This is a genomic window from Shigella sp. FC1967 (genome assembly GCF_001743005.1).
In the GTDB taxonomy this organism is placed as follows: domain Bacteria; phylum Pseudomonadota; class Gammaproteobacteria; order Enterobacterales; family Enterobacteriaceae; genus Proteus.
This window is the reverse complement of sequence record NZ_MIIZ01001072.1, coordinates 1-1,028: the sequence shown is the minus strand read 5'-3', so window position 1 is coordinate 1,028 and position 1,028 is coordinate 1. Positions and strand designations below refer to the sequence as shown.

The following is a 1,028-nucleotide window of genomic DNA, read 5'->3' as shown; positions in this document are numbered from 1 at the left end:
TCTAATTCCATACAAATCTTGAGGTTGACAAGTTAAATGATAATGATTATCCTTTACATTGTGAGTAGTTAAGTATTTTACTTGGCTTTTCACAATCGACATTGCTCACATTGCTTCCAGTATTTACTGTGACCAATACATCATGTATTGGTCTTTTTATACAATACATTAATAATTAATTATAAAAAACTGGCTTCACCTGCTGGTCGAGTTTTAAAAACGACGGTGAGCCCATAGATATTGATCTGGAGCTCGCATAATTTCTGTTTCTATTAATTTATTCATCCTATCCGTGTCATTTTGAATATCTTCAGAAGGATAATTATTCAGTTCTTTACCAATAATTAAACTGTATTTTTTGTTGTTTTGATTTTCATTTCTAACCAAAGTAACAGTCAAAGAAGGTGCTCCTGATAATTTTGCTAATATAGCAACACCTTTTGAGGTTGATGTTTTTTCAACAGAAAAAAAATGGAGAAAATGTTGTACCTTTTAAACCAAAGTCTTGGTCAGGCGCAAACCAAATTGCTTTCCCTTTTTTTAACTCCATCACCATAAACTTTAAGTTACGTCTATCTATCATACCTTTATCTGATCGGCATCTTGCTTTAGTTTGGATAAACTCCATCGCTTTATTATTATGTGGCCTATACATCGCATTCACAGGAAAACAAAGTCCCATAATGCGTCCACCCAACTCTAGTGACATAGTGTGTATACCAATTAATAAAATTCCAGCATTTTTATCATTTGCGTCAGTAAAATTGGAAATCCCCTGTACTTCAAAGAGATTTTTTTAATCGGCGATCACTCCAAAACCACGCCATGCCTGTTTCAAATAATGCAACACCGAGTGATGATAAAATTATCCATAACAAGCTTGTTAATTTCATTTTTATCTTTATTAGGGAAACATAATTCTAAATTTTTCTTTATTATCGAGACTCTTCTTTTGACAAAGAAACGAGATAACAACCCAAGATGTTTACCTAAAAAAAGCAACCAAGAATAAGGGAGTTGTACTAATA

General features: G+C 32.5%; 3 protein-coding genes. All 3 read right to left on the bottom strand.

Annotation, left to right across the window (positions count from 1 at the left end; all coding sequences use genetic code 11):
• Window positions 1-213 precede the first annotated feature (213 nt).
• On the bottom strand, window positions 214-429 hold the full coding sequence (locus BHE89_RS26400; protein WP_286146290.1) for an LpxL/LpxP family acyltransferase: 216 nt from the start codon (window positions 427-429) through the stop codon (window positions 214-216).
• A gap of 28 nt (window positions 430-457) precedes the next feature.
• Window positions 458-733 carry an LpxL/LpxP family acyltransferase gene (locus BHE89_RS26395; protein ID WP_286146289.1) on the bottom strand — a complete coding sequence of 92 codons (276 nt, stop codon included), beginning with the start codon at window positions 731-733 and terminating at the stop codon, window positions 458-460.
• A gap of 101 nt (window positions 734-834) precedes the next feature.
• The coding region (locus tag BHE89_RS26390) for an LpxL/LpxP family acyltransferase (protein ID WP_458694240.1) at window positions 835-1,028 on the bottom strand (194 nt) is incomplete at its 5' end.